General features: G+C 33.9%; 28 protein-coding genes, 2 pseudogenes and 1 riboswitch. Of the genes and pseudogenes, 22 read left to right on the forward strand and 8 right to left on the reverse strand.

Annotation, left to right across the window (positions count from 1 at the left end):
* Positions 1–85: 85 nt before the first annotated feature.
* Positions 86–709: a hypothetical protein gene (locus MHI02_RS04530; RefSeq protein ID WP_240473278.1), complete on the forward strand. Its 624-nt coding sequence runs from the start codon at positions 86–88 to the stop codon at positions 707–709.
* A gap of 1,369 nt (positions 710–2,078) precedes the next feature.
* Here MHI02_RS04530 and MHI02_RS04535 read toward each other — a convergent pair.
* From MHI02_RS04535 to istA, 5 genes are all read right to left on the reverse strand, one after another.
* Positions 2,079–2,576 carry a DUF7878 domain-containing protein gene (locus MHI02_RS04535; RefSeq protein ID WP_047184047.1) on the reverse strand — a complete coding sequence of 166 codons (498 nt, stop codon included), beginning with the start codon at positions 2,574–2,576 and terminating at the stop codon, positions 2,079–2,081.
* A complete protein-coding gene (locus MHI02_RS04540; RefSeq protein WP_052771624.1) occupies positions 2,552–3,460 on the reverse strand; it encodes an SAR2788 family putative toxin in 909 nt (302 codons plus the stop codon). Before MHI02_RS04540 ends, MHI02_RS04535 begins: the two co-directional genes overlap by 25 nt.
* Positions 3,441–4,391, reverse strand: a complete 951-nt coding sequence (locus MHI02_RS04545) for a S8 family peptidase (protein WP_240473253.1) — start codon at positions 4,389–4,391, stop codon at positions 3,441–3,443. The genes MHI02_RS04540 and MHI02_RS04545 overlap by 20 nt, the downstream gene beginning before the upstream one ends.
* 1,074 nt (positions 4,392–5,465) lie before the next feature.
* Positions 5,466–6,188 carry an IS21-like element helper ATPase IstB gene (gene istB, locus MHI02_RS04550; protein ID WP_047186308.1) on the reverse strand — a complete coding sequence of 241 codons (723 nt, stop codon included), beginning with the start codon at positions 6,186–6,188 and terminating at the stop codon, positions 5,466–5,468.
* Positions 6,188–7,705 carry an IS21 family transposase gene (gene istA / locus MHI02_RS04555; protein WP_047186307.1) on the reverse strand — a complete coding sequence of 506 codons (1,518 nt, stop codon included), beginning with the start codon at positions 7,703–7,705 and terminating at the stop codon, positions 6,188–6,190. Before istA ends, istB begins: the two co-directional genes overlap by 1 nt.
* Before the next feature lie 190 nt (positions 7,706–7,895).
* Here istA and MHI02_RS04560 point away from each other — a divergent pair, with 190 nt between their 5' ends.
* On the forward strand, positions 7,896–8,372 hold the full coding sequence (locus tag MHI02_RS04560; protein ID WP_257455469.1) for a hypothetical protein: 477 nt from the start codon (positions 7,896–7,898) through the stop codon (positions 8,370–8,372).
* A 138-nt stretch (positions 8,373–8,510) separates the two neighbouring features.
* Here MHI02_RS04560 and MHI02_RS18525 read toward each other — a convergent pair whose 3' ends face one another.
* On the reverse strand, positions 8,511–8,885 hold the full coding sequence (locus tag MHI02_RS18525) for an Abi family protein (RefSeq protein WP_216883730.1): 375 nt from the start codon (positions 8,883–8,885) through the stop codon (positions 8,511–8,513).
* On the reverse strand, positions 8,875–9,381 hold the full coding sequence (locus MHI02_RS04565; protein ID WP_205625413.1) for an Abi family protein: 507 nt from the start codon (positions 9,379–9,381) through the stop codon (positions 8,875–8,877). Before MHI02_RS04565 ends, MHI02_RS18525 begins: the two co-directional genes overlap by 11 nt.
* Positions 9,382–9,772: 391 nt before the next feature.
* Between MHI02_RS04565 and MHI02_RS04570 the strand changes: the two genes are divergently transcribed.
* Genes MHI02_RS04570 through MHI02_RS04580 form a run of 3 tightly spaced genes read left to right on the forward strand, consistent with a single transcriptional unit; the run spans position 9,773 to position 12,078 of the window.
* The gene (locus MHI02_RS04570; protein ID WP_060668743.1) at positions 9,773–10,324 is read left to right on the forward strand and encodes a sigma-70 family RNA polymerase sigma factor; all 552 of its coding nucleotides are present in this window, start codon (positions 9,773–9,775) and stop codon (positions 10,322–10,324) included.
* A 3-nt stretch (positions 10,325–10,327) separates the two neighbouring features.
* Complete coding sequence (locus MHI02_RS04575) at positions 10,328–10,759, forward strand: PadR family transcriptional regulator (RefSeq protein ID WP_060668744.1); 432 nt, start codon at positions 10,328–10,330, stop codon at positions 10,757–10,759.
* Complete coding sequence (locus tag MHI02_RS04580) at positions 10,756–12,078, forward strand: FtsW/RodA/SpoVE family cell cycle protein (RefSeq protein ID WP_341165691.1); 1,323 nt, start codon at positions 10,756–10,758, stop codon at positions 12,076–12,078. The genes MHI02_RS04575 and MHI02_RS04580 overlap by 4 nt, the downstream gene beginning before the upstream one ends.
* Before the next feature lie 302 nt (positions 12,079–12,380).
* Here the strand turns inward: MHI02_RS04580 and MHI02_RS04585 are convergent, their stop codons facing one another.
* Complete coding sequence (locus tag MHI02_RS04585; protein ID WP_060668746.1) at positions 12,381–13,049, reverse strand: DNA alkylation repair protein; 669 nt, start codon at positions 13,047–13,049, stop codon at positions 12,381–12,383.
* Between the two features lie 251 nt (positions 13,050–13,300).
* Between MHI02_RS04585 and MHI02_RS04590 the strand changes: the two are divergent.
* The 17 genes and pseudogenes from MHI02_RS04590 to MHI02_RS04670 all read left to right on the forward strand — a co-directional run.
* Positions 13,301–13,504: pseudogene (locus MHI02_RS04590) on the forward strand (ABC-F type ribosomal protection protein); the annotation flags it as partial.
* Between the two features lie 143 nt (positions 13,505–13,647).
* A pseudogene (locus MHI02_RS04595) lies at positions 13,648–14,391 on the forward strand (MerR family transcriptional regulator).
* 269 nt (positions 14,392–14,660) lie between these two features.
* Positions 14,661–15,464 (forward strand): hypothetical protein, encoded by an 804-nt coding sequence (locus tag MHI02_RS04600; protein WP_341165692.1) that lies wholly within the window; start codon positions 14,661–14,663, stop codon positions 15,462–15,464.
* Positions 15,465–16,031: 567 nt separating this feature from the next.
* Complete coding sequence (locus tag MHI02_RS04605) at positions 16,032–16,661, forward strand: CPBP family intramembrane glutamic endopeptidase (protein ID WP_341165693.1); 630 nt, start codon at positions 16,032–16,034, stop codon at positions 16,659–16,661.
* Positions 16,662–16,974: 313 nt separating this feature from the next.
* Complete coding sequence (locus MHI02_RS04610) at positions 16,975–17,436, forward strand: LytTR family DNA-binding domain-containing protein (protein ID WP_047184046.1); 462 nt, start codon at positions 16,975–16,977, stop codon at positions 17,434–17,436.
* Positions 17,426–17,851 carry a DUF3021 domain-containing protein gene (locus tag MHI02_RS04615; RefSeq protein WP_060668748.1) on the forward strand — a complete coding sequence of 142 codons (426 nt, stop codon included), beginning with the start codon at positions 17,426–17,428 and terminating at the stop codon, positions 17,849–17,851. The genes MHI02_RS04610 and MHI02_RS04615 overlap by 11 nt, the downstream gene beginning before the upstream one ends.
* A 457-nt stretch (positions 17,852–18,308) precedes the next feature.
* Entirely contained in the window at positions 18,309–18,491 is a 183-nt protein-coding gene (locus MHI02_RS04620; RefSeq protein WP_047184044.1) for a hypothetical protein, read from the forward strand.
* A 107-nt stretch (positions 18,492–18,598) separates the two neighbouring features.
* Positions 18,599–18,826 (forward strand): DUF3923 family protein, encoded by a 228-nt coding sequence (locus tag MHI02_RS04625; RefSeq protein WP_047184043.1) that lies wholly within the window; start codon positions 18,599–18,601, stop codon positions 18,824–18,826.
* A 231-nt stretch (positions 18,827–19,057) separates the two neighbouring features.
* Positions 19,058–19,104: riboswitch (PreQ1 riboswitch) on the forward strand.
* 235 nt (positions 19,105–19,339) lie between these two features.
* A complete protein-coding gene (gene queD, locus MHI02_RS04630) occupies positions 19,340–19,774 on the forward strand; it encodes a 6-carboxytetrahydropterin synthase QueD (RefSeq protein WP_047184042.1) in 435 nt (144 codons plus the stop codon).
* Positions 19,768–20,496, forward strand: coding sequence for a 7-carboxy-7-deazaguanine synthase QueE (gene queE / locus MHI02_RS04635; protein ID WP_257455672.1), 729 nt, complete (start codon positions 19,768–19,770; stop codon positions 20,494–20,496). Before queD ends, queE begins: the two co-directional genes overlap by 7 nt.
* Before the next feature lie 98 nt (positions 20,497–20,594).
* Positions 20,595–21,371, forward strand: coding sequence for a hypothetical protein (locus tag MHI02_RS04640; protein ID WP_060668749.1), 777 nt, complete (start codon positions 20,595–20,597; stop codon positions 21,369–21,371).
* Between the two features lie 59 nt (positions 21,372–21,430).
* Positions 21,431–21,688, forward strand: coding sequence for a hypothetical protein (locus MHI02_RS04645; protein WP_047184038.1), 258 nt, complete (start codon positions 21,431–21,433; stop codon positions 21,686–21,688).
* Between the two features lie 311 nt (positions 21,689–21,999).
* A complete protein-coding gene (locus MHI02_RS04650; RefSeq protein ID WP_047184037.1) occupies positions 22,000–22,221 on the forward strand; it encodes a hypothetical protein in 222 nt (73 codons plus the stop codon).
* A gap of 571 nt (positions 22,222–22,792) precedes the next feature.
* Complete coding sequence (locus MHI02_RS04655) at positions 22,793–23,371, forward strand: hypothetical protein (protein ID WP_341165694.1); 579 nt, start codon at positions 22,793–22,795, stop codon at positions 23,369–23,371.
* Between the two features lie 40 nt (positions 23,372–23,411).
* On the forward strand, positions 23,412–24,101 hold the full coding sequence (locus MHI02_RS04660; RefSeq protein WP_047184035.1) for a response regulator transcription factor: 690 nt from the start codon (positions 23,412–23,414) through the stop codon (positions 24,099–24,101).
* A gap of 83 nt (positions 24,102–24,184) precedes the next feature.
* Positions 24,185–25,105, forward strand: a complete 921-nt coding sequence (locus tag MHI02_RS04665; RefSeq protein ID WP_204798457.1) for an ATP-binding cassette domain-containing protein — start codon at positions 24,185–24,187, stop codon at positions 25,103–25,105.
* Positions 25,102–25,869 (forward strand): ABC transporter permease, encoded by a 768-nt coding sequence (locus MHI02_RS04670; RefSeq protein WP_047184033.1) that lies wholly within the window; start codon positions 25,102–25,104, stop codon positions 25,867–25,869. The genes MHI02_RS04665 and MHI02_RS04670 overlap by 4 nt, the downstream gene beginning before the upstream one ends.
* Positions 25,870–25,879 lie beyond the last annotated feature (10 nt).

Raw genomic sequence — 25,879 nt, forward strand, 5'->3', positions numbered from 1 at the left:
TCCGATAGAACTATTAGAATTATATTATAAAAGATACATAGGAACTGTAAAGCCTTTCGATTACGTAGAGTGGGCACATCATAATTTGCATATGGATGTACTTGGAATTAAGAAATTAGCCAGTATGGATAAGAATGAGAAATTAAATATATTTGAAATGGAAAAGATGTTTGACGATGCGATGAAAAGTATTCAATGGGAAGTACCTTCGAAAGAACAATGTGTAGAATATCATATAAAATACCTTCATTCTCAACTGTTATTACCTGTAGAAAATGCCATGTTGTTAGTAAAAGAGATTTATGACTGTACAATCGAACATGACTTATTGGAGGGACAGATGAACTGGCAGGAAATCAGTGATGCCATAGATAATTTTCAGTATGGAGATAACTATTACGGCTATACCCTGGATAAGATCAATAAAAAGATTGTTGCTCATGCACGTAATCTATGGCATACAAAAATAAGTGATATCAAGTTTAAGGAACTGATTGGACAAAAAGTTACTGCCATTGATTCAGAAGTTCACTTCATTATTCAGTTGGAAAAAGGGGCAATTGTTATTGAGTGCCCTTGGCGAATTCGAAATACAGGTGGAATATTGTTAGGAGAAACAGATATTCAATCTAACCAAAGTGAATGGAAATCGGTTAAAGAACTATTGGTTGGTAAAAAGGTTGAAGATATTCGGCTTGTCCCCTTCTGATTATTCAATTTGACAATATCTTTTTGGACGTATTTCATGCCAGTTCCTACTTCGATGGATGGACATTAACCGATCATGGAGATTTCTATATATTCTCGATGCATGGTGGAAGTATTGCATATGTTAAAGAAAGTAATTTAAGGAGTAAATCTATTTCTTATTTCTAAAATTCTTCTTTCTACTATGTAGATCTCGAATAAACACCTGACTGTCATAATAAACTCTTGCTAACTTCACCACCATATCCGTAATAATAAACATTTGCTTTTTCAATATCAAACTCATTAAAAATTCGGGCTTTCCTCAACAGGAGCCCGAGTTTTTTCATGCCTTTTTCAATATCATTTCAATACAGTTATGTTCCTAAATCCTGTCATTACTGGGTTTATCCAATATCCAATTCAATAATAAATCAATACTCATTCAATACTTTTCTCTTTTCTCTTGATCTCTTTTTTCCATTATTTTTCTTCATTCCATTCCCAAAACTTTATTCCAACTTCGAAAAAACCATGAAAAAACAGCCGAAAAAGGCCGGAAAAACGGTCATTTTTGAACCAAGAAAGTGTGAAAATAGGGGTTCCGTAGCAAAACTTTATTATGACTCGAACGGTGGAATGCGGGTTGGAGGGGTGGGGTTTTAGCAGATGATTATTCTTATGGTACAGAAGTTGTCTAACTAAAATAAACAATTCCTAATTAAAATAAACATTACCGATTCCGACGCCATTTCCGTTAAAATAAACTTTACCGATTTCGGAGTTGGAACCAATAATTTCTCGGGTTTTTTCCAATAGGAACCCGGGATTTTTTATTCCTTTATCAATACAAATCAATATTATTCCAATAGCTTTTTCATAAAATAATTATCGCCCTAACCCTTGCCATTACAGGGTTTATTCAATATTTCATTCATGATTAATTTCAATAAATCATTCAATACTTTGCAATATTTATTCTTCTTTTCTCTTTCTTCTTTCTAGCATCCAACTCTTTTTTTTAACTCCACTATTTTCGCAAAACTTTATTTTAATTTCGAAAAAAAGGTGAAAAAACAGCCGAAAAAGGTTCGAAAAACGGTCATTTTTGAACAGAAAAAGTGTGAAAATGGGGGTTCCGTAGCAAAACTTTATTTTAACTGAAACGGTGGAATGCGGGTTAGAGGGGTGGGGGTTGGGAGATGTATTTTTTAGTTGTACAGAAATTATCTAATTAAAATATAAATTTGGCAATTAAAATAAACTTTTGCTATTTCGGAGGTCTTCTTAAACAAGTTAGAGATTTATTTTGTTTGATGGTTGCTTCTATTTTTAATTATACTTTTATAAATGGTCAAGAGATCTACTAAAAGTAAATCTCTTGACTATTGTTAATCCTTTTTCCATTCGAATTGTCTCGAAGGTATATGTTTGTTAAAATCAGTTAGTCTAATATCAAAGTATTCCTCTATATCTCGTTTTAAATTTCTTTCTAAGTTAGTAAATTCATTTACTATATATTCTAAATTAAAAACGTTATATAGTTCTTGTTCTGCCCAAATTGATTTTACTCTGGCCATATTTCCACCAAATGGGATTAGTGAAATAATAGCCCCTTCATCATATTCGTCATATTCTAATGTATAATAATGAAACTCTTGGGTGATATTGTACTTTTTATTGGCATTTACCCAATTATATAAGTATTTATAGAACTCTAGGATGGGAAACTCTTCTTGATCAAAATAAATTTTATTGTTTATTTTGATTGTAAATCTTGCAGAGACATTTAGGATTGAATTAACATCCCTTCTCTTTTTATAAGAAATACAATCCTTGCCGCTTGTAAATTCGTAGTTGAAATTTATTTGACTGGATAAGCTGTCCATACTTTACCTGTATAGTCAAATACGACTTTTATTTTAGTTTCCCCTTTAGTTCCAACCTTTTTCCCAACGTTCGCAGTTATGGTAAACGATAATTTATCATAGTTTTCATTAAATGAAATAGTAGGATTTTTTTGTAACGCTTGCTTCACCCAAGATCTGACAGTAGACTGACTTGTTGTATTAAACTTTCTATAATTACCGCCTGCATTGCTCAAATGTTTTTTTGACACTGAAAATTTAGCTACCTTCTTTATTGCATTACTTAATGCAGCTTTCCCAAAAGCACTAACTAACGCTTTCTTTCCATATTTTTTAACTGCCCATTTTACACCTTGTTTAACGACTAGCCCAATAACAGGGATGATTGATGCCTGTGCATCAATAGTATTTATTTCATATAATTCTCCGTTACTTCTATCTATTAAATGCCCCTTAAATTCCTCACCCTCTATTTCGTAAAGGAAGACATCATATATTGTTTCGGTTACCTCACCTGTTTCAGAAGTTGTTTCTTCTGTAACATAAAATTGACCAGTATCAATATTTATGTATAGCTCTGAATTAATTGAGAGATCATTTGTTTCAAATTCGGTATTTACAGTCATTTCCTCTTTTGAGTTTTCTTCTACTATCATTTCGAAATTATCATTATTAATTCCAAATTCTTCTTCTACGTTTACTTCATATACAACGTTATTATCATTAGTAGATTTTTCTTCAATTGTATGATCAAAATCTAAATTAATTTGTTCTGGGTTTTCCGTGAGAACCTCTTGAGTAAAAGTTAAATCTGTGTTATCTTCCGCAAATACATTTGGAGCATACCCTACAAGACTACTAAACAAGTATATAGCTACAAGTAGCTTAATAAATTTCTTTTTCACTTATTTTCTCCTTTAACTTTTCTTTTTTCAACGTTATAAGTCCATGTCCAAACTTCTCATTATCTCCTATCTGTAAAACGTAATCAGAAATTTTATTTTTAATATTATGCACTCTGTTTTCATCGTCTTCCTTATTTATAATCGAGGCAATTGCACCGGTGGCATAACCAGTAGAGAAAGAGGTACCTGAAAAAGTAGAATACTTGCCTTTATTATTTGTAGATATAATATCGACACCTGGGGCTGTATAATCTATTTTTCCAATAGCTGAATAAGGGTCAAGTTGAAAATTTTTGTCAAAGGAAGATATTGAAAGGACATTTTCATATTGAGCCGGATAATCTACTGTCAGTCCGAGTGTATTTCCAGCGGCAGCAGTGATAATAATATTATCCTTTACTGCTCTATCAATTGATTCTTTTAATCCCTCTTTATCACTCGTAAAACCAAAGCTAATATTAATAATGTCTACATCTTGATTTATGCTCCACTCTATTCCGTCAATTACAGACTCAATTTTTCCTTCGCCTTTATCATTTAGTACTTTTACGTCATAAATGATTACATTCTGTATCACACCGGTGGTCTCAATCCCTCTTGCCGCAATAATCCCCGCTATCGCTGTGCCGTGGCCAAAATCATCTACTATTTTTTCTCCTGGCGTAACCGCATTATATTCTTTAAAAGTTAAATCTTCAAATTCTTTATGTTGCTTATTAATACCACTATCCAGTATTGCAATTTTTACAGGTGCAGTTTCTTTCTGAAAATCAACTCCAACATAGTCAAGAGCCCAATTTTTAATCTTACCTTTTGATTCCGCTTCTTCCTCATTAAAGCTACCAACTTCATTCCTATTCATTATTAGAATGATGAATAGGATAATTAGAGGAAGTAATAAAAATAATTGATATCTTCTAATCTTGTCCATTTCTTTAATACCTTCTAGTTTTGAGACTTAATTACCTAGCAACTAATAAATTGGTACTTATTTTATCAATGCAACACCACCTTTTACTGATTACCATTAAATAATAACAGAAAATGGCAATAATTCAATTACTTGATAAAATATTTCAAACAAAATATTTATGGATATTAAATAAGCTCTCGGAATTTCTAGAACGAACCGAACGCCCGAACTTTATCTGATGGAAATATAATATGGTTGATGGGGATGGTTTTTGTGATATAACGATGGATAGAACGGTGGAAGAAGGTGGAGTTTACTTCTGTTTAAACTAATACGGTAATCCAAATAACACTAGAATATTTAGAGATAGAATTTCAGTCCTAAATAATAAATTGAATATTGCATAATAGTCTTTCTTATATCTATGGGTCTTCAATCTACTATGTCTAACTAAAATAAATATCTCTCAGTAAAAATAAACATTTCCGATTTCAATCTCTATTTTGTTAAAATAAACTTTACCAATTTTGAAATTGGAACCAATAATTTCCTGGTTTTCTTTTAACAGGAACCCGGGATTTTTATGCCTTTTTCAATACCAATCAATATCTTTTCAATAGTTTTTTCATAAGTGAATTATGGTTAAAACCATTGTCATTACTGTGTTTATTGAATATCTAACCATGATTCATTTCAATAAATAATTCAATACTTATCCAATATTTTTATCTTTCCTCTAGCCCTCTTTTTCCACTATCTTTTTTCCGAACAAACGCTACATAACTAGGTTAAGAAATTCAATCAGGTAGTGAAACTGCTTTTGTAGGAAGGTGGAGCGTGACCTTCAAAGACGAATACGTAATCTGGAGGAGGAAAATATACTTTAAAAAGGCTATAGCATCTTCGCAAAAGACCAGAACTAATTGTTAACGATTGCTTTAACTACTTCTTTACCACAGTCTATAGAAGTATTTTTATTGATAGTTAGTGCTGTGTTAAACATAAATTCCCTATAACTGGGGTAAATTAATGTATTTGGCAAGTGTAAAATGTATGAAACGGCAGCCCTTTTTGTAAACCACTTGCCAACCTCTAATTTTTCATCATCATAGACTCTTTCATTCGTTTACTTTCACCCCCAAACAGAATGAGGTGGGAGTGGTGGATTAGGCGATCCACTACGGCTTCCGTTAGAATTGGATCGCCAAAGACATGGTTCCACTGTCCGAATTGAAGATTGGTAGTAATGATAATGCTCCGTTTTTCATAACACATAGATATCACTTGAAACAGTAGTTCTGCACCTTGCTTATGCAATGGAATATAGCCTAGCTCATCTAATATTAATAGATCAAGCTTATCTATTCTGTTAAACAGCCTGGTCAACGTACCTTTTTCATTCGCTTCCAACAGCTCATTTGCCAATGAAGCAACGGTATAGAACTTCACTCGCTTGCCATACTTCTGTATGGCATTGATTCCTATGAGCGTAGAGAGGTAGGTTTTACCTGCACCTACTCCACCATAAAAAATCATATTTTCCTTTGCCTCGATAAATTCTCCTTCTAATACCCATTCTTGACTTAACCCTTGACCCAATTGAATATCTGTCCAATCAAAAGGATTGCCAGACACGTTCGGCAGCGTTGCCGTTTTGAATAATAGGTTTATCTTACGCTCCTCACGCTGTTCCACTTCCTTTTCAAAAAGTGTTAATAAGTATTGTTGAGGATCTTCTATGTTCACCGTATGGAAATTCTCACGAATCCAGCTGAGTTTTAATCGCTTTGCGTACTCCTGAATCATTTCATGCATTATGCCTGCCTCCTTTCAGAGGAAAAGAAGACATCATATTTCTTAATCCCTCGCTCAGCGACTGGCATGACTGGGATGCTAGGCTTCATCTCCAACGTATCGCGATAACCTCGCCCGTGAATAAGTTGATGGAAAACCTGTTTGATTGATTCGGAAGATGGATGGCTCCTTTTAGAAGCTATCTCCAACGCTTCTGTTGCCTTTTCTAAACTATGTTCTTTCAGTAATGTTGATAATAGTTTGAGAGCTTCTTTCTTCTCCTCAACGGTGCATTCATTCAAATAGCTTCGCCAGCGTTCCGGTAATTGGCCATAGAACGTCGTATATTTCAAAGCTGTTGGCCTTGTGGCCATAAGAGATAGGTAGGGTTGCCATACCATTGATTTTGATGCATTTCCGTAGATTCGGTTATGTCTTACAATTTTTTCGTATCTATCCGAAAGGATAGTAACTTGATCATATGTGATTGCCACCAAGACTTTTTGTTTTGCGTAACGTGGGGAAGTGGAGTATTTTTTTGTATCCACTTGGACAAACCCATATTTATCAGCTTTCAAAGTTTCATAGCGTACACAACTATACTCCTTGGCCGGTAAGTGTAAAAATGCATGCTTATCTTCTTCGAATAATTTACTGATTTCTTCCTTTTTCTCATAATGTTGGCGATGACGATCTTTTTCAGCTTCTCCCCACAACTTGGTATTGAATTCGTCTAATTGAAATACTCTTCGTTCTGGTAAAAAGAAATTATTACGAACATACTTAACCATTGCTTCCACATGACCTTTTTCATTCCCTGAACCTGGATTACAAAATTCATATTCGAAACCGTAGTGTAAGACAAACCTTTCAAATCCCTCCGTCAGTTCACGTCTTCCATGAGGAAGAATCTTTTTCACCGCAGGTGATAAGTTATCAAAACGAACTCTTCTAGGTACACCCCCAAGGTGATGAAAGAATCGTTTCATGCCTTCCAAGAAACAGTCTTGATTCTGGGACTCAAACACCTGAACCAGAAATGCATTACTGTACGGGAAAGACATAACCAGATACGGAAGTTCTATGACTTCTCCCTCTACCTTAAACGGTGCCTCCCCAAAGTCTACCTGGGCATCCCCTGGACTTGCTTCTAACGGAAGAGCTGCCTCATCGTTTGCTTCCATCTCTTCAAGTAATTCTATTTTCCGCTTAGAGACATATGCTCTCACCGTTCGGTCTGAACCTTTAAATCCACACTCTTCCTTTAATAACTCCCAAATACGCTTCGCAGTTCTCCGATATTTCTTTTTCTTCTTCAAATCTTCCCTCAACCACTGATCCACAATCTCTTTCACCGGATCCATAACCGGAGAGGGTTGATGTTTCCTTCCTTTCAATTCAGGTTGGAATTCATCTAGATCCGCATATTTCTGTACGGTTCTTGGGTCTCTATTTGTTCTTCTCGCAACCTCTGCATATGTATGCCCTTTTCCGTTCACTTGTTGTCTGATATAATTAATTTCAGTCACTTCTAACACTCCTAATCTACCTCCTGCCAGAATAATGGGTCCAACAGGAAGTGTAGTTAATTATTGAGTTGTTAGCAAGTGGCTTTTTCTTTTATGCATAGCCCTATAGGCCATGCATAAAAGAAGTGCCATAACCTACATTTTTAGTTTGCCATAAACAGTAAATTAACTCCCAAAGATAGTAAGGGAGGTAGTTAGTATGAAAAAAGTGAAACCATTTTTGATTTTAATGACGGTTCTTTCTTGGTTTTCACTTGCTTTTGCGGGCAAGAAATCCATTAAACGATTTCTTCCTGTATCTCTTTTTATGGCTATTGTAGTGACATTGGTTCAGTTTATAGCGAAAAAGAGAAGGTGGTGGCTGTGGTATGGAAAAAGACAACCTTCCGTTTTGGCGTCATTTCCTTTTACATGGGGTTCATTCTTTGCCAGTTCTTTATGGATTATGAAATATACTTATGGCAATTTTAAAAGATATATTGGGTTGAATTTAATATGGCATTTAGCTTTTACGTACGTTGGAGAACCTATCCTTAAAAAGTTTGGTATTGCATCATTGGTGCGTATGAAAAAAATCCAGTTAATGTATGTTTTTATGATATTAGCACTTACTTTATACGGATTTCAAATTGTTAAAGAGAAATCCTCTACCTACAAAAATAGAACAAAGCCTTAGACCGATTAACACTTTACTTAGGCAAGTGAGTAGAACCCACTTAGAATTTACTAAGTGGGTTGTTTGGCCTACAGTATTGCGCATTCTCAAGCTCGTAGGATCTATTATTTAATAGTATGCTCGGATAATCCTTTTTTATTACAGTACCTCTCTCCAATTTTCAGGAAAACCATAATGGGATAGGTCAATAAGTGGGTAACCTTCGTAAATAAGAATAAGATGCTCTTTAACTAAATGAAAATCATTTGAATTAGAAAGTGATTTAAGCACCAAAATATAAGAAAAAAGTTTATTATTTATTAAATTCTCATTTTCAGTTAAAAGTAAGGATTTCTCTTTTCTTGAAAGTCGGGGTTTTCTTGTAAAAAGTCTGTTATACAAACGGCCACCATGCGCACATATATTTCTAAGTATCGTTATACAGTGTAATAGATTCTCAAGTATTTTATGACCATTTGAATACTTAAAACCAAGTTGAAAAGCTATTTTCTTTTTTAATTCTTCATCTAGAATTAGACAATGTCAGGATTTCAACATAGACCCAAAAGGGAAGAATATCATTTTTCTTTTCTTTATGATGTTTGATAAAAGGTTCAGAATCAGTCATTGCGTTTTTTTGAGATGCTGCTTTTCTTGTTATGTAGAGATAGTTATCCACTACTTTAATATTAATCTTATTTTTGTGTACACAATAAAAGTTATTGATATCTAAGTAACCAGTAGGACCGTATTTTTCACAATGAAAGTAGGCAAGCATGGACTTTAAGCGTACTTCAATAACTTCTATAATCGAAAGCATTGTATGACGCATTCGCCGATCTGCTTCATATATTTGAATTAATCTATCTAATGAAGCGCCTTCAGAGAACATGTCGTTATGACGTAATGTGAGTGTATAGCCACTAACACGATAATAGTTGTTATTTAGTAAAAACTCCTTTGCCCTGACGTATTCATCATCTGTTATTATGAATTTACGTGAACGGAGTAATTCTATTTGTTCCTCAATTTATAGAAATGGTTTTGTTTTAGCCATTATTATCTCCTTAAAATAAAAAAAGCCCATCTAGTGTGCATGTCTAGGACAGAGGCCTGTGGGATTTGTTAATTAAAATATACAATGTATAGGGTGTACTGTCAATGATTTATTGAAGAATATTGGGATTGAAAACGTTAGTAAATGGGGACCAACTCAAATTACAGTAAGAATGGTTGATGGTGATAACGAGAATAAATCTCCTTATATTAGGATGAAAAAGATTACCCTTAAAAGTTCTAATAACAGGTTGTTCCTTTTACCAATTATACCCTAGATTATAGGTGGTCATAAAAAATCTTCATTTTTTTCAAACCAAATGAAGGGTAGCTTCGTCTAGGATATATGAGGGGGTGACAACTAGATGAATGAACTAAATCAATTGGCGGTGACAGATGAAATGATGCTGGATGAGAAAGAGCAAATCATTGATCAATTAATGGATGAATATAGTGATGATATCCTGCATCTGGTATATACATATGTTAAAAACCAAGCCACAGCAGAAGATTTAACGCAAGAGATATTTATAAAGTGCTATGAGAAATTACATCAGTTTAATGAGCAGGCAACAATAAAAACTTGGCTATATCGCATTGCGAGTAATCATTGCAAGGACTATTTAAGAAGCTGGTATTATCGCAAAATAATGCTTAGCAATAAAATATTGGATTATATTCCTTCCAAGTCAAAACAGGTGGAAGAGGAGGTTATCACGAATAGTGAAGAAAACAGATTAACGAACGCTGTCATGAATTTACCTCTAAAGTATAGAGAGGTCGTATTTCTGCATTATTATGAAGAAATGTCTTTAAGAGAAATAAGCAAGATTACTACAGTAAATATAAATACAATAAAAACGAGATTAAACCGTGCGAAAGAATTATTAAAAGATAAGATTGTAGAGGAGGATTAGGTGATGAATGATCCATTTATGAACCTAAAGAGTTCGATGAAAAAAACAGTTTTTAAGGATCTTTCTTTCTCAAATGAAAGGAAAAAAGCTGTGCAAGAAGCCATTCGTACGAATCAACAATCACAAATTCATAATTGGAATATAGAAACTATTATAGCTATATTAGAATCTGTTCAACATGAATCAAAGGATGGCTACAATATTTCCATCCAACTTTTTCAAAAAAATGAACGTACTTTCCAAGAAAATGAAGGGCAGCTTTATACACTTTTACATCTATTAGAAAATAAAGAAATCCTTACTTCAAATTGGATAAATAATAAGAAATATTATTCCTTAGATTCCAAAGGAAAAAAATACTTAGCCACTTATAAACAGGATACCTCAAAACAAAAGTTATCCCTTAAACACTTAATACAGGAGGCTTCCTTATGAGTTCTCCCAAATTTGAGGAATATTTAAGTAAAGTCACTTCCAAAGTGAAATCTAAGGAAGCCCACAACATGATAAAAAAAGAGCTTACTCATCATCTTCAAGAGTTAAGTCAAGCTTATAAAAAAAGGGGATTTTCTGAAGAGGATTCAGATGAAAAGGCCATTCAAGAAATGGGTAATCCATTTACTGTAGGAGAGAAATTAAATCCTCTTCATAAACCAAAAATGGATTGGGTTCTTATCGTTTTATTTGTTATTTTTGCTAGTATTAGTTTTCTCCCATTAGTTGGTGGTATTCCTGAAACTTCCTTATCAAGCACTTATTTTATGAGGAGACAGGCTATCTGGTACTTCCTAGCTGTTCCTGTAATTATTGGGTTCCTTTTCTTTGATTACCAAAAATTCAAGAACTGGTGGATGTACTTTTATGCTATCGGCTTGTTGATCCACTTATATCTCCATTTCTTTGGATATATGATCAACGGAGCAAAAAGGTGGGTTCTTCTTCCGGGCCTAACGCTTGATGGCACTATAATGAGCTTATTTTTCTTTTTTATTGCTTGGGCGGGTATTTTTAACAAAATAAATGAGTTTCATAGTTGGAAAAAACAAGGCTTTCTTCTTGTTTTATTTTGGACTCCCATCTTGCTCTATATGATGGTGCCAAACTTTATGGTCGGTATCATTTATTTCTTCTGTGTGCTAGGAATGTTTACATTTGCCCAAGCCCATAAGAAATTGGCTATCAAACTAGTCATTGCAAATCTAATGGCTGGTGCCATCTTCATGATTATGATGATCATGACCCCGCGCCAAGGTTATTTGTTTACTAGATTATCTGTTTTTATGAACCCAGATGCCGATCCAACTGGAGCAGGATATATGTATATGGTCGTAAGGAATATCCTTGCAGAAGCAGGATGGTTCGGTAACGGACTTTATAATAATCTAAATTTACAATTGTTACCAGGAACACATACAGATTTTGCTTTTCCCTTCCTCGTCTATTCACTTGGTTGGGGGTTTGGAATCGTTCTTTGTTTGATCCTACTGATATTTATTTCAAGAATCTCAAAAAATGCGTTTAAAACAAAGGACCTTTATGGGAGGTTGATTGTAATTGGTGGTGCTGTATTATTTTCCGTCCCTACTGCTTGGAACATCTTGATGGGCTTTGGGATCGTGCCAATTATGGAAGTTTCCCTGCCATTTATTAGTTATGGAGGAAGTACGATCGTCTTTTATGCTGCTGTTTTAGGGCTAATTTTAAATGTTTATCGAAGCAAGGATATTGTAGAACCCACGATAGCAGATTTTTAAGTAACGCATCATTAGGTGAGGACTCTAGATTAGATTCTAAAACTCCGACGACATCTGAAATGTTACTCAAGATTAAATGTGTTGTCCATGCAAAAAGACGCTTTCTTATGAAAGAAAAGCGCCCTACAGATCAAAAAGAGATAGTGAGTTAATCCTTTACATCTTCCTTGTAATTTCACTAACTAGCTGCCAAAACGCGTTGTTTTCTTTATTTTTTGGTCCAAGCCTATTACAATTTTCATATTGAGGCTTGGAATTCCTTTATTTTTCGGATTAAACTCTATTAAATTTTTCAGAGGTAACTACTTATTATGTCGTTTGTTAACTTCAATCGTAATGAACTCCGGCAAATAGCTGGGAGTACATCCTTTTGCTACTATTTCATCTTTGTAAAGACCTGTTTTCTCACCAAGTTTAATACAACGTTCGCGATTCTCTTCATCATAAACGCCTATCCATCCTGCGGTGAAATTCATAGCCCATTGAACTTCCGGTTCTTCCTGCGTAATATTAGCTTCTAATGCAGATAGCAAGTCTGCGGTGTTATCAGGCGGTGTTTGTCCAGTCCATCTCAAGCGTCCTTGGTAATACCAGAAAGCTCGCCTTTGAAGAGCAGAAGGACTATTTTCCCATGACTCCATCAATGCAATTTTTTTCTTGTCTTTGGTGAGCTGATTAGCCATTAACCAATCCATTAATTTATTTCGCTCATCAAAAGTGTGAGTCTGCATATCCTTATCAAGCTTATTTAGCACATCTTGTGAAAGAAGTTTTTTGTCCATAATTAAGATTGCTAATAGTCTGGGCAAAAACTCTTCGGTTGACCAAAGTTCCATAGCTAGTTCGTGATCTTTTTTAATTTCTTTCGCGATTTTTCGTAAGTCGCCTAGCTTAGTTTTACTATTGATCTGAGGGAGAATGTTTTCTACTTTTGAAGAGCGTTTTATTTCTGTACCTTTATTTTCATTCATTTTATACAACCCCTTTATTAAAGCACTGTTTTATAATATGTCCTTGGCAGGATAAGTCTCATTGCAGTGGTGTGCCTCCAAAGTTCTATGTGTAAAATAGTTCCCGGGAATTTGAAACAAAATTCTAGAAAAAAAGAAAAGGCGCTCTATCATAAATGTATGCTTAGCCGGCAAATACATTAGAAAGAGGCCTTTTCATGAATACAATTATATCAAAAATTAGCGAATTATTAAAGGATACAAATGAATTTATATTGTGTCAGCTATTCTTAGGAAGATATAATGTGCTAGTTTTGGACGAGCCAACAAACTTTTTGGATGTTTTCTGTATTGAAGCATTGGAACGATTTTTAAAAGGATATGAAGGAACTGTTCTCCTTGTATCGCATGATCGCACTTTTATTGAAAGAGTGGCTGATTGTGTTTATGTTATGAAAGATAAAAAGCTAATGTAATAATGAGGAGCAGGGGAAACTTCTTTTATACTTTTTTCTCCTTGTTTTATTTTTTATCCCCCTGTTAATTTAAAATACCACTTGAACCTCCAGTTACTGGATGTTTTATAATGAATTTATACCTTCGGATGGGAGGAATTTTGATGGAAAGACATAATATGTTTTCCATTGGGGAATTTTCAAGAAAGACAGGAATATCGATCCGAAATTTACGTTACTATGATGAGATAGGTCTCTTAGTACCAGAGAAGCACCCTACATCAGGGCATCGTATGTATAACGATAAAGACGTTTTAACCCTGCAAAAGATTCTCAGTTTAAAATTTCTAGGATACAGCTTGGATAAAATCACTGATTTGAATGAAACATTATCTCTCCACTTAAAAGCCTTAGAAGAGCAAAAAAAAACTGATAGAAAAATCAATGAATACGATAAAAAGGGTTATCCATTTACTAAAAGAAGAAGGAGAAGTGGATAGCACTTTATTATTTAGCCTTATTTTGGGTTTACCAACTGAAGATTTACAAAAGGATTGGTTGGAGCGCCATAAATTAACGGATGTTGTGGAAGAGTTGTCAAAGAAATCAGTTGAAGAGAGCATGAATTTAGATAAAACCTTTGTAGAAATGTCTAAAAAAGTAAAACAATTGTATGGTAAACCAATTAAAGACCCAGAAGTACAAGAAATGGTTGAATCGTATATAGAAGAAACTCTTTCATTTCTTGGTGAGGATGTAATGCAAAAGTTAGCCAATGTAAACGTGGAAAAACAGGGTCTACAAGAACTCGAAGAAATGACTCCTTCCCCCTTTACTGAAGATGAGCAGAAATGACTCAGGCTATTGATTATTATATGGTGCAGTCCGAAATGGGAAATATGCAATAGAAGTACAAGGTACCACGGTAACTATTTAGGGGGTGTTTTTAATAAAAAAATACTATTTATCCATTTTGCTCGTGATATTGGTAAGTTTTATGGGAGGGAGTTACTTTATTTTAAGATTAAATAATATTAGTAATGTTATCGTCATTTTAGTAACGTTGACATTACTAATTTTACCTCCAATAAGCATCTATTGGTTACTGATACGACCGAGGTCAATGCCAAAATTATTGGTATATCTTTCATTTATTATTTGTTTAGGAATCTCTTATTTGATAATCCCTCATTCGCACAAGGGATTTTTTAATCAAATATTGATTTGGATTCTACCCATCCTGGAAATAACTATCGTAATTGCAGTTTTCTATAGTATCATTAAAAGCATTATTCGCTATAGGGCAAGTAGTAAAACTAAAGGAAAAGACTTACTTGAAATAACGAGAATGTCACTTGAGCCCAAATTGGGAGATGGGTTTGTTTTAGGTGCAATTTTAACAGAACTAAGCGTCTTCTATTACTCAATTATAGGATGGTTTAAAGAGTCAACTGTGAACAATAATGAAAGGGTTTATTCCTATCATAAGACTTCACAGGTAAACATTATTATAGTCGTATTTTCGATCCTAATAATATTGGAAGGAATATTATTCCACTTTCTTATCCTGTTATGGAGTGATGTTGCCGCATGGGTTTTTACGATCCTAAATATTTACGCCTTGCTTTATATGATAGGGCTATATAATTCTGTGAGATTTTTACCTCATGTTGTTTCTTTTGACCAACTTATCATTCGCTTTGGATATCAAAGCAGTATTAAATTGGATATCAGGAATATAGACTGTATTAAAAAAGCTAAAGATAAAGGTGGAATTGGGGAAAAGGCACCTAAAGAAACATACTATGCCATGTTGAATATGGATTCTCCACAGTATGAAATCTTTTTAAAAGAACCTGCTCTAATGGAAAGCTCATATGGGAGAAAAAAATATGTTAAAACTGTTATATTCAGGGCAGATAATCCAGCAAAAATGATTGAGGAGATAAAATCTAATATGAAGTTATTAAGTAATGAGTAAATAATTATACACCTGTCAAAATCCGCTTCCCCTCCCCCTGCTTTATAGTTGGTATCCAAACTAGAAAGAAGCTGGGGAGAAACGGTGACTGTATTTAACTTAATTCGAAACTACACCAATTAAGGCTGAATCAATAGTGGTTCAGTCTTTTACTTTTCCAAATAATCCTTCAATCTTTTATCCAACACGGATTCAATCGAATTTTGTTTTCTTATCTTCTCACTTCTAATTACGTGCATTATTATTGTGATGTCATTCATCAAACCTGACGTGTTATACATTTTGTAACTACAAGAAAGGTATTATTTGCCATAATCAAGTAAGAAAGCGAGAGGGCTAAATATATTTAATAGTTGTAGAACAACAATTATTGCCTGGGTTTAGAATAGATTTTTAGAGTAGGATATTTTATTAAACTTCCATTAATAGCATGATAGAAACGGATTGAATGTGAATTGTTTTAATTTAGGTATCTAATGAAATTGTTAGTGGCATGGGTACATACGCTTATAAAGAATATGTTAAAACTCTGGAATATAGTTAATTAGCAATACAGGAGGTGTTGATATGTATAATCGTAAAGATGAAATTATCACAGGTTTAGTGTTGGGCAGTCTATCTATTGCTTTAACTGGAAGTATTATCTTTTGGTATTTTGGAGATCCACAAAAATTTATCGAGCATAGATTAGGTGTTAATGCAGAAGCATTTAATAACCCTATTGTTTGGATATTAACAATTATAATTGCATTTGGATATATATTGTACACAGCTAAAGTAATTCCTTTTGTACGTGATCATTTATTTACATTTTCATGGCTTAAAGTGATTGGTGTTTGGGCTGCATTCGTTTCTAGCATTGTAGAAGAGATTTTGTTTCGGCAAGTATTGATGGATTGGCTAATGGGTTTAGATTATTCAATACTTATACAAGTATTAGTTTCGGCTTTTATCTTTGGATTAGCACATGGGGCATGGGTATTTCTTGGAGGAGAGTTGAGAATAGCACTTCCAGTGATACTCTCCACTACAATTCTTGGTGGTTTACTAGCTATTCTGTATATTATAGCTGATCGTAATATACTTGCACCAATTGTAGCTCATATATTGATAAACTTATTCATTGAACCTTGGCTTATACTTTCAGCAGTTACGAGGAAATGGGATAACAATATAAAAGAAAATGAAGATAATTAACCATGCCGATCGTGATTACTTTTTGAAAGCCCTTATAGCAAATTTTGTTTTATACAAGTCTATCGAAAAAACAAAAGGAAATCTAAAGATATTGCCTGCTCATTTACAAGAAATCGTATTTAAGTTACCTTATGGATGACAATGAGTATTGTTATTTGTATGTAGCGATTAGTATTGTAACTTATGTGGGATTTGACCTTGTTTCTTATTATTTATAAGTTTTCAAGGATTTTAAGATTTGGTCTGGCGGTTAATAGAAGTTATTGTATGTTACCACGTTTCTAAAGAAAAAGGATAGTTTGGGGGCATGATGATGAAGGTGAACATCGAAATTGACGATAAGCATGCAGAACCATCCATAACCATTCAGACAAATGAATGGTCCGATGAACTGGAAGAAATAGTTGCAATTATTAAACGGAAAAATCGAAAGCGTATACTTGGGATTGAGTCAGATCAAACGGTACTACTTGACCCCAATCAGGTAGAATTTGTATATGCTGAAAAAAGAAAAATTCTTGCATGCATTGGTAAACGGAATATTGAAGTAAGGATGAAGCTCTATGAAATAGAAGATGTTTTAGCTCCTTATGGCTTTATGCGTTTTTCAAAATCAGTCATCGGCAATCTTAATCATATTGAACGTTTTGAGTTATCATTTAATGGAAATCTCTGTGTTTATTTTCATTCTGGAAATAAAGAGTTTATTACACGAAAATATGTGAAATCAATCAAAGATAGATTGGTTATGGGAGGGCAGTCAGATGATTGTTGAAGCAGTTAAAAGAAGTATGATGGGGATAGCTCTAGGTGGTATTTTTACATTTATTGCCCTTACTGTTGTAATGTTTACCAGCACGGACGCTGCTATCTCACAAATATGGATTTATATGCTCTGTTCTTTTATTCTTGGTATTTATTTTGGATTGGCCTCGTTTTTGTTTGAGGATAATGGCTGGAGTTACCTGAAAAAAACCGCTATTCATTTCTGCTTGTCGATAGCTGTTTACTTTACAATCGCCTTGTTTATTGCTGACTGGATTCCATTTAGCTTAGCAGCAATTTTAATAAGTTTTCTGGTTTTTATATTTGTTTATGCTGTTTTTTGGATGGGGTATTATCTATATTACAAAAAGGTGGAAGCATCGTTGAACGCTAGTTTGAAGAAGAAAAATGATATATTCAAGTGAGTAGAATCCATATACTATATTGGGTAAATTCAATAAATGAGTAGCTTTTTCAACAGCATATTTTTGGCATATGACTCTATTCATTAGTTATTGAACTGATGAAATTCTTTTCCCTATGTTAAAAAAGTTTGAAACACCTGCTTTAAAGTCTGGTATCTAGAGTGGAAAGAAGAGGGTGGAGAAAGAGTTAGATTGTGGTGCAAGTAATAGTGATTCTGATGGGTGGTTACTGTAGTGAAATTTTGGAAAGGTACGAATTAATTGAAAGAGCAATAGAAACTTTTCATGAAATTTTTACGAAGATTGAAGAAAACAGTGGTGTATCTGTGATATACACTATGCCTAAAAAATAAGTGTCAAATTGTTCAATTAAAAAGGTCATTCCTTAATGAAACTTTTATTTTTCTAATCCGTACATAAGGTTATGTGATTATTGTAAATGATGGAGGTGTCAAATGTGTCTAAAGAAGTTATTTTCATCTTAGTTATAGCATCTATGGCTATATGGATTACGGTTTCTCGAGAGGCTGTAAAACCTTCAAAAAAGATAAACTGGCGAAAAATGATAACATTACTGTCTGCTGGATCTTTATCTGCATTAGTTATAACCATTACACTTTTTCAAAGCTTGCTGTTTTAGTTCTGTTTCCGGGTACGTTATTTCAAAAAAGTGGCGATGATTTTTTAGTAATTGGCAGTATAGTTAAATGAAATTTATTTCGGTTGGAGAATGGAGAGAGAAATAAGGTGAAAAAACGATGGTATTTCTGGTGGATTGGTAACATATTTTGGATTATCATTTTTGTAATTGGATTAGCTATTATTTGGTTAAGAGAGGTCGATGGTGCTGGGGTTACTCAAACACCTGAGCTTAAATTATTGGCATTTATAGTCTTATTGATTGCGTTTATAATACCAACGATTATTCAAGGTGTGTGGCTAATTGTTAATTTGAGAATTAGCAGTAGTAAATAAACAAATACGATGTTATTATATAGGGCAGTTTTCTTCAATAACTGAAGCATTTTTTCTATGAAAGCAAGTTTAATAAAGGAAGAACAAGTAGTCTTCAGCTTTTTACCCGTATTATGTTCTCTTCTTTTGGAAACGTTTATATTCATTTTTTATGTTGACATATATTCTTTAATCTAAAACAAAAGATATGGTAAAGTAATATTGTAAGTGAATAATAGAATCTGCGTATTGGCAGGAGAGGTTCGAAATTCCATCCCTCTATAAAAAACTAAGGAGCTAGGACAGCACCTTCTTTAGTGTTGTCTTTTTTGTCTAGCTCCAGCGCCCAGCGACTAGCGAGACTTCCCTCACCTCCGTACGATAAGTCAACATCGACTCACTCCGTTCGTCGTGTTTCCTTTATCTCCTACGGCTCAGTCCAGTCCGTACGTCGCTAAACGGGCGCTTACGCTTTTCTTTATTGGATGGATACAAGCTCCCAAAGATACAAAATAAACGAAGGAGTGATGATTCATGATGCAACAGATTTATCCGGTTACAGAACATCCCTATGCATATGAACTAAATAAAGATTTTCAATTTGCTGCAGCTCATTATGTACCACATGAGGATGCTGGGAAATGTCAAAATATGCATGGGCACACCTATTTTACCAATATCACCATTGCTGGAAACGAACTTGATCACACAGGTTTTTTAGTTAATTTTAAAAAAATAAAAGACTTAATTCACAAGAGATTTGATCATCATGTGATGAATGAAGACACCAAATTCTCCGACCAAGACGCTGAATACTTTCCGACAACAGAAGTGGTTGCCCGGACTATCTATGAAATCATTCAGGAATACCTAAACACCCTACAGAATAAGCCAACTTGTGTTCAGGTATATTTAAGGGAAACGCCTACGAGCTATTGTATTTACCGACCAAAGGAGAAAACATTATGAGAAAAATACCTGTACTTGAAATATTTGGCCCAACTATTCAAGGGGAGGGAATGGTCATTGGCCAAAAAACAATGTTTGTCAGAACGGCCGGCTGTGATTATTCCTGTTCCTGGTGTGATTCGAAATTCACCTGGGACGGTTCAGAAAAGGAATCGATTCAAATGATGGAACCGCAGGAAATAGTGGAAGCATTATATGAAAAGGGAGGCGGACGATTTCAACATGTTACCATCTCTGGAGGAAATCCAGGATTATTGGCTCAATTGAATGCATTGGTAGATTTACTTCATGAAAATCAGGTGAAGGTTGCATTGGAAACACAAGGTAGCAGATGGCAGGAATGGTTTACAAAGATAGATGATCTAACGATTTCGCCTAAGCCGCCAAGCTCTGGAATGACTACAAATTTTGAAACATTGGATTTTATCATCCGTTCATTAAAGGAAAAACAACAGGGGGATTTCAGTTTAAAGGTAGTCGTCTTTGGGAAAAAAGATTTGCAATATGCCATCAACATACACAAAAGGTATCCTGATGTAAAATTGTTTTTGCAAGTGGGTAATGATGATTTAGAAACGGGAGAACAGGAGAAGTTGTTAGCCTATCTGCTTGAAAAATACGAACGATTGGTTGATCTTGTAATGAATAGTTCAGAATTGAACGATGTTCGGGTATTGCCGCAACTTCACACCTATTTATGGGGAAATAAACGTGGTGTTTGATATAAAAACTTTAACCTTACTCTTCCAAAGTAGTGGGTTCAAGCATTTTGTCTAAAGGAATGTGTTCGGTGAGATTCTTTTATTGGAGTTGAACATATTTGGGAAAACATTTTATTAAGAATCGCTTATTAGAAAGGATTATAGGGGCGAGCTTTTCAATATCAATCTTTTTTATCGTCATAATTAGCAGTAGTGGATTTAATTTTTTTGAATTCCATGAACTGATTACAATACCGGCGATTTGGGCTTTATTTTTTGGCTACGGAATAATTAGTTCCATTTTCATAGATGTTATTGGGAAATTCATACCCAATTTTACAGGTAAACAAATTTTGCTTTATTTTTTGATTGGATATCCCCTTTTCTTGGTTTTGATGCCAATAGAATACGCGTTAATCGCTGGAACAATTGGTGGCTTTTTCTCTCTTCTCTTTTTATTTGGTAAAGAAAAGTTAAAGCCTTTAAAGTGGTATAGCTGGATTGTAATTGTTATACCGCTTGTTTGTTTGGTGATGATTCCTATGGATCATACAAGTAAAGTCGGGTGGAATGAAGTGACAGGAGATACATTTGTAGAGGTGGAATACGAATATTTTAATGGGGAGCACTTGATACCTATTCATGGAGAACAAGGTGAACGAATTTACTTTGACGTAGAACATCATTTTAAAAATGGAAATAGCTATGGCATGTCTCTTTATGATGAAAATGGCGATTATGCAGGAATGAATGAAGAAAATGACGATGTATCAAGCGTGGATTTTAAAAAAACAGCAACAAAATATATTGTTGTTCAAGCTATTAATGGGGAACAAGGACAATTTCGGGTGAGGTGGTGGAAGGAAGGGGAGACAGTGCCTGATTGGGCTAAGTGACTTTCAACTTATTGCCGATCTATTTGATGTCTATAGAAAATAGGAAAAGGGGAAATAAAATGATACCGATTATTTTATCTATAATACTAATACTAGTACTGATTTTTTCCATAATTCTTGTGGTCCGAAAAAGAAAAAGGGCTGGTATAACAGGGATAAAAAGTGCTTTAACTCCAATTTGTTTTTATATTATTGGTATTACAAACCTTTTAGCCTATTGGTTTAACTTTATGGGAATATTGAATTGGTCTATTTCTATGATTTTGCTAATTTTAGGTGCTTATTTTACAAAATATATGCCGGTTTCTGAAAAATGACTAGTTCAATTATAAAATGTTGATTTTATTTAATTGAAATGAAATGGGATGGGATTAAACATGACGAAGAAATATACCACATTTGGAAAGGTAATTTATTGGTTAGGTTTTCTAATTTTATATCAGGATTATTCTTTTTTAGTGAGAGTGGTGTGTTGGCAGAAGATATTCCAGAAACCTTCTATCCTTTTGCATTACCATCAACCATAATAGGGATTATTCTACTCCTTATTTCTAATTTCTTTAAAAAAAGGAACGTTTAGTTGTTTCGAATTTAATTTGTATATAAAAATATTCAGGGGGGAGATAATTTGAAGAAGGTTCTAGTATTAATACTTTGCTATATTATTCTTTTCGCGACTTTAGCTGCGTGCCAAAAAGAATATACTGAAGAATACATAGAGTGGGGAGAAAAGACAAATGGCAATGTTGCTGAACTGTTAGAAAATAATGATATACCATATGAGATAAGAGATGGAATCATATATATACCGGAAGATGCTTTTGATAAAGCTATTTATTGTTGTGCTTAGTAGAAAATTGTAAGTTAACAGATGCGGTTGCCGGACAAGGAGGATGCTGTGCGTAAGGAAGTCGCTTACCGTGTTAAAGGGGGGGTTATTAAAAGAAAGTAACGAGACATTATCGTTACTCTCTTTCCCATCAAAAAGATTTGTTGTAGAATCATAGTCTAATTTTTCACTTAATTGAGTGTATATTCGTATTGTTTCGCTCTTTCGTGTCCAAGTGTGTAGACAATACTCATTCTATGAGGCGAAATACTTTTCTTTGTTACCTCAATAAATGTAAGGGCATATGTTAAAATATTAGATGTTTATCCTTGTAGCGTTATGCATTCCTTCCATTCCTTCCAATCCTTCCCCAATAAGGTTTTTAACATTTTATCAAATCATCCTTTATTCTATTCCTTTATAATCCCACTGTATATACATCAAGGTATTCCCTACGTTCTCTAATATCCCCTACATGACTATTCTAAAAAACTTAAGGTTTTCTTAAGGAATCTATTAAGGTCTTCTTATGTTTTGGTATGTAAATTGAACATATCAATTATTTCTATGGTAACAGACAAGGGGAATGATTATGACAGAGAGAAAGGTGTATATTCTTTTAACGGATACTGGTACATTTTTTACAAAGTTGATAAAGCTATATACAAAGAAACCTTATAACCATGCATCAATATCTTTTGACTCTGAATTATCAGAAGTATATAGTTTTGGAAGAAAAAAGGTTTGCAACCCATTCAATGGGGGGGTTGTAAAAGAAGATGTGAGACAAGGTATATTTAAAGAAGCAGATTGTGCGGTTTATTCCCTTACAGTTACAGAAATTCAAATGCAAAACATGAAGCGTTATATACAGGAGATCGAAGGACATAAGGAATACTATCGCTATAACTTTTTAGGTTTATTCGGGTTTATATGTAAAAACCCAATAGAAAGAGAAAAAGCATTATTCTGTTCTCAGTTTGTTGCTTCAGTGCTAAAAGAATGTAACATCATTGATTTTGAAAAGCCACTATCACTAATAGCGCCAGATGAATTTCAAGAAGTAACTGAATTGCAACTGGTGTATAAAGGAAATTTAAGGGCTTATGCTAGTAAAGAGGAAGGGAATAAATTGCCTATTCCTGTTCAGTATATACCAGCCGAATTGTGATCCATCTTCTAATAAATTAAACGAAAAGGAAGAAGTTAAAGTGAATCAGACGATCAATATTTTAGTTGTTGAAGATGACAATGATATTAACCAATTATTATGCCGAATTGTAAAAAAGAGCCAGTATCATCCACAACCTGCTTATTCTGGTACAGAGGCTCTGATTTATTTAGATAAACAGAATTGGGACTTAATTTTACTTGATTTAATGCTTCCAGGTATGGCCGGTGAACAAATTCTTGAAAAAATAACAGAAAAAGGTTCGATTCCAGTTATTATTATTTCAGCAAAAAGTGAAAAGGAAACAAAAATTAATAGTTTAAGATCAGGTGCGGATGACTTTATTTCTAAACCTTTTGATGTTGATGAGGTATCTGCTCGCATTGATTCGCTCCTTCGTAGATATAGACGTACGAATGAAACTCCTAAACAAGTATTAACTCACAATGGTATTCATCTTGATTTGGAAACAAAGGCCGTTTATGTAGAAGGGGGAGAAATCACGTTAACCGTTCGAGAATACAAGATATTAAAGCTTCTAATGACTACACCTAAAAAAGTCTTTTCTAAATCTAATTTATTCGAAAGTGTATGGGACGAGCCTTTTCATGGGGATGACAACACGGTTAACGTTCACATGAGTAATTTGCGAAATAAGCTCTTAAAGGCAAATCCGAATAAAGAATATATAGAAACGATATGGGGGATGGGATATCGTATGAAAACTTAAGTTTTTCTTAAGATTTGTCTTAATCCTTTCTTAAGTTTTAGAGACCATACTGGACTGGTGAACAATTATGGAGGGATAAATTAATGGATGAATATATTCTAAGAACGAATAAGCTAACAAAAAAGTATACAAATGATTTTGCCCTTGAAAAGGTTAATATCTCCATTAAAAAAGGTGAAATTTACGGATTCATTGGTAAAAATGGTGCAGGTAAATCAACGATGCTACGTTTAATAACGGGGCTTGCCTTCCCAACAAGCGGTTCAATAGAGTTATTTGGAAATGATAATCGAAATGAGCTAATTAATGCACAAAAAAGAATGGGCGCCATTATCGAGAATCCTGCTCTTTTTCCGAATATGAGTGCCTATGAAAATTTAGAAGTCCATCGATTACAAAAAGGCATTCCTGGAAGTGTTTGTATCCAAGAAACATTGGAGCTTGTCGGACTTTCTAATACTGGAAAGAAAAAGGCAAAAAATTTTTCACTTGGAATGAAGCAAAGGCTTGGTCTTGCGATTGCCTTATTAAGCGATCCTGAATTCTTAATTCTTGATGAGCCAACAAATGGATTGGACCCAATGGGAATTGTTGAGTTGAGGGAATTAATAAAAAAGTTAAACCGTGAAAAGGGATTAACCGTTTTAATATCAAGCCATATATTAAGTGAACTCCATCTTCTCGCAACCAGTTTCGGAATCATTCATAAAGGTAAACTACTTGAAGAGCTTACTGCTAAAGAACTGGATGAAAAATGCAGACAACATTTAAGAATAAAGGTTGATGATCCGATAATGGGTGCAACCGTACTGGAACAGAATCTATCAACGACTGATTTTGAAGTGATGCAAGATGGTACATTAAAACTTTACAAGTATCTCGATGATGTACGTAACGTTTCACGTGCACTAACAAATCATGGTCTTGTTATCGAACATCTCTCGCAAAATGGTGATAGTCTTGAAAGTTATTTTTCAAAATTAGTAGGGGGCCATAAGGAATGACTAATCTTATTAGAGCCGAAATGTTCAAATTACAACGGAATAAGACATTTTGGGTTTTATTACTAACCATAATAGTATTAAGTACTTTGTTACATTACCTCATTATAATTGACTGGTGGCAAATTAATGAAACTTCATTTGATACTGCTGGATTAAGCGAATTAAATGCTTTATCAATCTTTACAGTCCCTCTATTTTTCAACTTAATTGTCAGCACACTCGCTGGATTTTTTATCTCAATCGAATTCTCACAAAGCGGTGTAATTAAAAATCAGGTAATAAGCGGTAATAAAAGATCAACTATTTTTATGGCAAAGTCTTTTATCTTTTCACTGGGCGCCATCGTTGTTACAATACTGATTCCATTAGTAACAGCTATCATTTTGGTCATCTTAACTGGACACGGAGATATAATAGATAGTTCTAATTTGATGTATTTAGGGAGAGCTTATGGGTTATTTACACTTCAATTTCTAGGTTATACTGCTATTATTATGTTATTATCCATTATTACGGATGATAGTGGAAAAACAATTATTATCTCTATTTTATTCACAATCGTGATGTATGCAGTTGAAAAACTTTCTAAGCCGCCGTTGATTGAGATGGTATATGAGAATTCTATCTTTCAGCAATTTAGCGAAGTATTTAAATACACCATGACAAAAGGTGAAATCATAAAGTCCATGCTTATTGGGGTAGTAACGATAATAATTGTTACTTTATGTGGAGTATTCTATTTTAATAGAAAAGAAATTAAATAATATATAGGTA

Source organism: Oceanobacillus sp. FSL K6-0118 (assembly GCF_038006665.1).
GTDB classification, from domain to species: Bacteria; Bacillota; Bacilli; order Bacillales; family Amphibacillaceae; genus Oceanobacillus; species Oceanobacillus caeni.